This window comes from Microcella sp., from assembly GCF_030645145.1.
GTDB lineage: Bacteria > Actinomycetota > Actinomycetes > Actinomycetales > Microbacteriaceae > Microcella.
In genome coordinates this window covers 1-6058 of record NZ_JAUSMI010000048.1, presented here as the reverse complement: position 1 = coordinate 6058, position 6058 = coordinate 1, and the positions used below count along the sequence as shown (strand labels likewise).

Genomic DNA, 6058 nt, shown 5'->3' with positions numbered 1-6058 from the left:
TCAAGCGGGCATTACCGTGGGACACGAGACCTCCTGGCAGTGAAGAACTAGACAGCTCCACTAAGCCAGGAGGTCTCCCTGTCTCACAACGGTTGTGTCACCAACGTCCCTGCCGAGTACAGCTAGAGCCCGCGCTTGGCCCGCTGACTGACGCGCAGCCCCGCGGCGCTCAGCCTCGCGACGAGCTCCTTGCCGCTCACCGGCACCGCGCCCTGCGCGACGAGGGCGTCGTAGCGCTCCTCCGGGTAGTCGTAGTGGTCGTGGTCGAAGCCCCGCTCGGGGATGCCCGCGGCGCGCGCGAAGGCGTGCAGCTCCGCGAGCGAGGAGTCGCTCACGAGATGCCCCCAGAGCCGGCCGTGGGCGGGCCAGACGGGCTCGTCGATCAGCACGGCCATGCGGGAGATTGTAGGCTGGGGTCACGCGGTTCGAGGCGCGCCGGTCCTTTTGACCGGCATCCTGCGATCAGGTATGCTCGACCGTTGGTGTGCGCTGGGCCGAGCCCGCGCGGTCGCCAGGAGTTTTCTTCCATTCCGAAGTAAGGGTGAAACGTGGTCTACGCAGTTGTGCGCGCCGGTGGGCGGCAGGAGAAGGTCGAGGTCGGCACGATCGTCGTCCTCGATCGAGTCAAGGCGGGCGAGGATGGCACCATCCAGCTCACCCCCGTTCTGCACGTCGACGGTGACACGGTCACCACCGACGCGAAGAAGCTCGCGAAGATCACCGTGACCGCCGAGGTCCTCAGCGACCTCCGCGGCCCGAAGATCGTCATCCAGAAGTTCAAGAACAAGACCGGGTACAAGAAGCGCCAGGGTTTCCGCGCCGACCTGACCCGCGTCAAGATCACCGGCATCAAGTAAGAAGGGTCGCGAAGAATGGCACACAAGAAGGGCGCTTCGTCCACCCGCAACGGCCGTGACTCCAACCCCCAGTACCTGGGCGTGAAGCGCTTCGGCGGCCAGGTCGTCAAGGCCGGCGAGATCATCGTCCGCCAGCGCGGCACCCACTTCCACCCCGGCGCCAACGTCGGCCGCGGCGGTGACGACACGCTCTTCGCGCTGTCGGCCGGCGCCGTCGAGTTCGGGCGCAAGGGCGGCCGCAAGGTCGTCAACATCGTCGCCAACGCCTGAGCATTCAGGTCTCGGTCTCACGACCGCAACGTCAGCGAATGGGCGGGCTTCGGCCCGTCCATTCGTCGTTCAGGGGCCTTCCGTCCAGCGGGCGGATGCTCCGCTCATGATCCACAGGAGGGAACAGCCATGGCGACCTTCGTCGACCGCGTGACCCTCCACGTCCGCGCCGGCCACGGCGGGCACGGGTGCGTCTCGGTGCGCCGCGAGAAGTTCAAGCCGCTCGCGGGCCCCGACGGCGGCAACGGAGGCGACGGCGGCGACATCGTCCTCGTCGCCGACGCCCAGGAGACCACTCTGCTGCCGTACCACCGGCGGCCGCACCGCACGAGCGACAACGGCGGGCCCGGCATGGGCGACAACCGCTCCGGCTTCTCGGGCGGCGACCTGATCCTCCCCGTGCCGATCGGCACCGTCGTGCGCGACGAGAACGGCGAGGAGCTCGCCGACCTCGCCGAGCCCGGCATGAGCATCGTCATCGCCCCGGGCGGCCAGGGCGGGCTCGGCAACGCCGCGCTCGCCACGACGAAGCGCAAGGCCCCCGGTTTCGCGCTGCTCGGCACGCTCGGCTGGGAGGGAGACATCCTCCTCGAGCTCAAGACTGTCGCCGACGTCGCGCTCGTGGGCTTCCCGAGCGCGGGCAAGTCGAGCCTCATCGCCGCGATCTCGGCCGCGAAGCCGAAGATCGCCGATTACCCCTTCACGACCCTGCACCCCAACCTCGGCGTCGTCGAGTCGGGCGAGAGCCGCTTCACCGTCGCCGACGTGCCCGGCCTCATCGAGGGCGCGAGCGAGGGCAAGGGCCTGGGGCTCGAGTTCCTCCGTCACGTCGAGCGCTGCAGTGCGCTGCTGCACGTACTCGACTGCGCGACGCTCGAGCCGGGCCGCGACCCGTTGAGCGACCTCGACGTCATCCTCGGCGAGCTCGCCCAGTACCCCGTGCCGGAGGGCCAGACGCCCCTGCTCGAGCGCCCCCAGCTCGTCGCGCTCAACAAGGTCGACGTGCCCGAGGGCCGCGACCTCGCCGACCTGGTGCGCCCCGAGCTCGAGGCGCGCGGCTACCGCGTGTTCGAGATCAGCGCCGTGAGCCGCGAGGGCCTCCGCCAGCTGACCTTCGCCCTCGCCGAGCTCGTCGAGCGCGACCGCGCCGCCCGCCTCGCCGAGAACGCATCGCGCGAGCGCATCGTCATCCGCCCGCGCGCCGTCGACGCCGTCGACTTCACCGTCACCGCTGAGGGCACGCACGAGGGCACGATCTACCGCGTCCGCGGCGCGAAGCCCGAGCGCTGGGTGCAGCAGACCGACTTCACGAACGACGAGGCCGTCGGCTACCTCGCCGACCGGCTCGCGAAGCTCGGCGTCGAGCGCGAGCTCTTTGCCAAGGGCGCCGTGGCCGGTGCGACCGTCGTCATCGGCGGCCGCGACGGCATGGTCTTCGACTGGGAGCCCACCCTCACGAGCGCCGCCGAGCTCATGACGGCCCCGCGCGGCACGGATGCGCGCCTGGACGCGCTCAACCGGCCGACGACGATGCAGCGCCGCCAGAGCTACAAGGAGCGCATGGACGCGAAGACCGAGGCGCGCGCCGAGCTCGAGCGCGAGCGCGCGGCCGGCATCTACTCGGGGGAGGACGAGTGACGTCAGGCCTGCGACCGGAGGTCGTGAGCGCCCACCGGGTCGTCGTCAAGGTCGGTTCCTCGTCGATCAGCGGCGAGAACGCCGCGCAGATCGGCCCGCTCGTCGACGCCCTCGCGGCGCTGCACGCGCGCGGCGCGGAGGTCGTGCTCGTGTCGTCGGGGGCGATCGCCACGGGCATCCCCTTCTTGGCGCTGGATGCCCGTCCCACCGATCTGGCGACGCAGCAGGCCGCGGCCGCCGTCGGGCAGAACGTGCTCATGGTGCGCTACCAGGAGAGCCTGTCGCGCTACGACCTCGTCGCCGGGCAGATCCTGCTCACCGCGACCGACCTCGAGCACTCCACGCCGCGCTCGAACGCGCAGCGCGCGATGGAGCGGCTGCTCGGACTGCGCGTGCTGCCGATCGTCAACGAGAACGACACCGTCGCGACGCAGGAGATCCGCTTCGGCGACAACGACCGGCTCGCCGCGCTCGTGAGCGAGCTCGTGCACGCCGACCTGCTCGTGCTGCTGAGCGACGTCGACGCGCTCTACACGCGCCCGCCGCACGAGCCGGGCGCCGCGCGCATCGAGCGCGTCGAGCACGACGACGACCTCGGCGACGTCGAGCTCGGCGACATCGGCGCGGCCGGCGTCGGGACCGGGGGAGCGGGCACGAAGATCGCGGCCGCGCGGCACGCCGTCGGGCACGGGATCCCCGTCGTGCTGACCTCGACCGGCAACGTCGGCGCGGCCCTCCGCGGCGAGGCCGTCGGGACGTGGTTCGAGGCCGCCCCGCGCGACTGATCGGCTCGGGAGCCCCCGCTTACACTGGGGGAATGACCGCTCCCGCCGGCGTATCCACGACCGCTGCACCCGCCCTGATCGACGTCCTCGGCGCCGCGAAGGACGCCTCGCGCGCCCTCGCGACCCTCACCGCGAACGTCAAGAACGCCGCGCTCGAGGCCATCGCGCGCGAGCTCGAGGGCGGTGTCGACCGGGTCCTCGCCGCGAACGAGCTCGACCTCGCCAACGGTCGCGAGAACGGCCTCTCGGCGGGTCTGCTCGACCGACTCCGCCTCGACGAGGCGCGCATCGCCGGCCTCGCGCGCGCCGTGCGCGACGTCATCGCACTGCCCGACCCCGTCGGCGCCGTCGTGCGCGGCTCGACGCTGCCCAACGGCGTGCGGCTGAGCCAGGTCCGCGTGCCCTTCGGCGTCGTCGGCGCGATCTACGAGGCCCGCCCCAACGTCACGATCGACATCGCCGCGCTCGCGCTCAAGAGCGGCAACGCCGCCGTCCTCCGCGGCGGGAGCGCGGCCGAGAGCACCAATCGCGAGCTCGTCGCGCTCATCCGCGCGGCGCTCGAGTCGGTCGGTCTGCCCGCCGCGGCCGTCCAGACGATCGACCCCTTCGGCCGCACCGGCGCGACCGAGCTCATGCGCGCCCGCGGGTACGTCGACGTGCTCATCCCGCGCGGGAGCGCCGACCTCATCCAGACCGTCGTGCGCGAGTCGACCGTCCCCGTCATCGAGACGGGCGCCGGCGTCGTCCACATCGTCCTCGACGCGAGCGCCGACGAGTCCATGGCCGTCGAGATCGTGCACAACGCCAAGGTGCAGCGACCGAGCGTCTGCAACGCGGTCGAGACGGTGCTCGTGCACCGCGACGCGGCCGCCCGCCTGCTGCCGCCGGTGCTGGGAGCCCTCCGGGCATCCGGCGTCATCGTGCGCGGCGACGAGCGCGCCCGCGCGATCGACGCGAGCCTCGAGCCCGCGACCGACGATGACTTCGCGACTGAGCACATGGCCCTCGAGCTCTCGGTCGCCGTCGTCGACGACCTGGATGCCGCGCTCGCGCACATCCGCCGATTCTCTACCCAGCACACCGAGTCGATCATCACGGCCGACATGGCGAACGCCGAGCGCTTCCTCGCCGAGGTCGATTCCGCCGTCGTCATGGTCAACGCCTCGACGCGCTTCAGCGACGGCGGCGAGTTCGGCTTCGGGGCCGAGGTCGGCATCTCGACGCAGAAGCTCCACGCCCGCGGGCCCATGGGCCTGCCGGAGCTCACGAGCACCAAGTGGATCGTGCGCGGCGACGGGCAGGTTCGCGCCTAGCCCGCGATAGACTCGACCCGCCGCATCGACCTCGTCAGGAGAACCCGCATGTCGTTCACCAGCCTCCTCATCGCCTCGGAGGAGCTCGCCCCGCTCATCGCTCCGCCGCTCGTGATCGCCGGCGTCGCCGCTCTCGCGTTCCTGATGATGGGCCTCGTGACCTTCGCGTACCGCGACGTCGCCAACCGGCACTCGGGCAAGGGCCCCGCCCGCGGCGGCCACGACGCCGGCCACGACGGCGGCCACCACTAGACCGGCCGGCGCGATCTCCGCCCCCGCCGCCACCCCGTCGTCCGCCCCCGCGCGGGCGCGGATCGGCATCATGGGCGGGACGTTCGACCCGATCCACCACGGCCACCTCGTCGCCGCGAGCGAGGTCGCCGATCACTTCCACCTCGACGAGGTCGTGTTCGTCCCGACCGGGCAGCCGTACCTCAAGCCCGAGGCGACCGGGAGCGAGCACCGCTACCTCATGACGGTCATCGCGACCGCCTCGAACCCCTCGTTCAGCGTCAGTCGCGTCGACATCGACCGCGGCGGGCCGACCTACACCATCGACACGCTGCGCGACCTGCGCGAGCGCTTCCCGGACGCCGAGCTGTTCTTCATCTCGGGCGCCGACGCGATCGCGCAGATCCTCGACTGGAAGGACGTCGCCGAGCTCTGGGAGCTCGCGCACTTCGTCGCCGTGAGCCGCCCCGGCCACCCCCTGAGTGCGCGCGGACTGCCCGAGGGCGACGTAAGCTTGGTCGAGATTCCGGCCCTGGCGATCTCGTCGACCGACTGCCGCGAGCGCGTGGAGCGGGGATCGCCCGTGTGGTACTTGGTTCCTGATGGCGTCGTCCAGTACATCGCCAAGCACCGCCTGTACCGGAGAAGCTCGTCATGACCACCTCGAACGAACCGCCGCTCAGCCGCCGGGCCGCCCGTCGCGCGCAGCAGGACGCGCAGAGCACCGCCGGCTATGCGGACGCCGCGGCGATCGGCGAGCCCGCGCCGGTCCACGACGCGCCCGGTTCGGCCGCAGGCAGCGCCGCCGAGCGCCCGATGACCTTCGCCCCCGCCCACTCGGCGCCCGTCGACTCGATCGAGTACCGCACCGAGGTGCGCCCCCGGGTGCCGAGATACGAGCCCGTCACGCCGCTCACGCCCGCGTCGGGCGACGGGTCGCCCGCGCTGCCGCCGTCGGCCCCGC

General features: G+C 71.9%; 9 protein-coding genes. 8 read left to right on the top strand and 1 reads right to left on the bottom strand.

The genetic code is table 11. The features are described 5' to 3' along the window. Positions 1 to 122: 122 nt before the first annotated feature. Positions 123 to 395, bottom strand: coding sequence for a DUF4031 domain-containing protein (locus Q7T15_RS02750; protein WP_304693042.1), 273 nt, complete (start codon positions 393 to 395; stop codon positions 123 to 125). A 153-nt stretch (positions 396 to 548) separates the two neighbouring features. Between Q7T15_RS02750 and rplU the strand changes: the two genes are divergently transcribed. The 8 genes from rplU to Q7T15_RS02710 form a co-directional block, all read left to right on the top strand. Then, a complete protein-coding gene (gene rplU, locus Q7T15_RS02745) occupies positions 549 to 857 on the top strand; it encodes a 50S ribosomal protein L21 (RefSeq protein ID WP_304693040.1) in 309 nt (102 codons plus the stop codon). A 15-nt stretch (positions 858 to 872) separates the two neighbouring features. Next, positions 873 to 1127, top strand: coding sequence for a 50S ribosomal protein L27 (rpmA, locus tag Q7T15_RS02740; protein WP_182490369.1), 255 nt, complete (start codon positions 873 to 875; stop codon positions 1125 to 1127). A 129-nt stretch (positions 1128 to 1256) separates the two neighbouring features. After that, the gene (gene obgE / locus Q7T15_RS02735) at positions 1257 to 2765 is read left to right on the top strand and encodes a GTPase ObgE (RefSeq protein WP_304693038.1); all 1509 of its coding nucleotides are present in this window, start codon (positions 1257 to 1259) and stop codon (positions 2763 to 2765) included. Continuing rightward, positions 2762 to 3550: a glutamate 5-kinase gene (gene proB, locus Q7T15_RS02730; RefSeq protein WP_304693036.1), complete on the top strand. Its 789-nt coding sequence runs from the start codon at positions 2762 to 2764 to the stop codon at positions 3548 to 3550. Before obgE ends, proB begins: the two co-directional genes overlap by 4 nt. Positions 3551 to 3582: 32 nt before the next feature. Next, positions 3583 to 4863: a glutamate-5-semialdehyde dehydrogenase gene (locus tag Q7T15_RS02725; protein WP_304693034.1), complete on the top strand. Its 1281-nt coding sequence runs from the start codon at positions 3583 to 3585 to the stop codon at positions 4861 to 4863. 48 nt (positions 4864 to 4911) lie between these two features. Beyond that, positions 4912 to 5115 carry a hypothetical protein gene (locus Q7T15_RS02720; RefSeq protein WP_182490373.1) on the top strand — a complete coding sequence of 68 codons (204 nt, stop codon included), beginning with the start codon at positions 4912 to 4914 and terminating at the stop codon, positions 5113 to 5115. 13 nt (positions 5116 to 5128) lie between these two features. Further along, on the top strand, positions 5129 to 5752 hold the full coding sequence (nadD, locus tag Q7T15_RS02715; RefSeq protein ID WP_304693044.1) for a nicotinate-nucleotide adenylyltransferase: 624 nt from the start codon (positions 5129 to 5131) through the stop codon (positions 5750 to 5752). Then, the coding region (locus Q7T15_RS02710) for a hypothetical protein (protein ID WP_304693030.1) at positions 5749 to 6058 on the top strand (310 nt) is incomplete at its 3' end. The genes nadD and Q7T15_RS02710, both read left to right, overlap by 4 nt.

Bases quoted from the DNA above. Each gene is read 5' to 3' on its own strand.
- Q7T15_RS02720 (WP_182490373.1), top strand. From the start codon at position 4,912: ATGTCGTTCACCAGCCTCCTCATCGCCTCGGAGGAGCTCGCCCCGCTC.
- rpmA (WP_182490369.1), top strand. From the start codon at position 873: ATGGCACACAAGAAGGGCGCTTCGTCCACCCGCAACGGCCGTGACTCC.
- Q7T15_RS02750 (WP_304693042.1), bottom strand. From the start codon at position 395: ATGGCCGTGCTGATCGACGAGCCCGTCTGGCCCGCCCACGGCCGGCTC.
- Q7T15_RS02725 (WP_304693034.1), top strand. From the start codon at position 3,583: ATGACCGCTCCCGCCGGCGTATCCACGACCGCTGCACCCGCCCTGATC.
- obgE (WP_304693038.1), top strand. From the start codon at position 1,257: ATGGCGACCTTCGTCGACCGCGTGACCCTCCACGTCCGCGCCGGCCAC.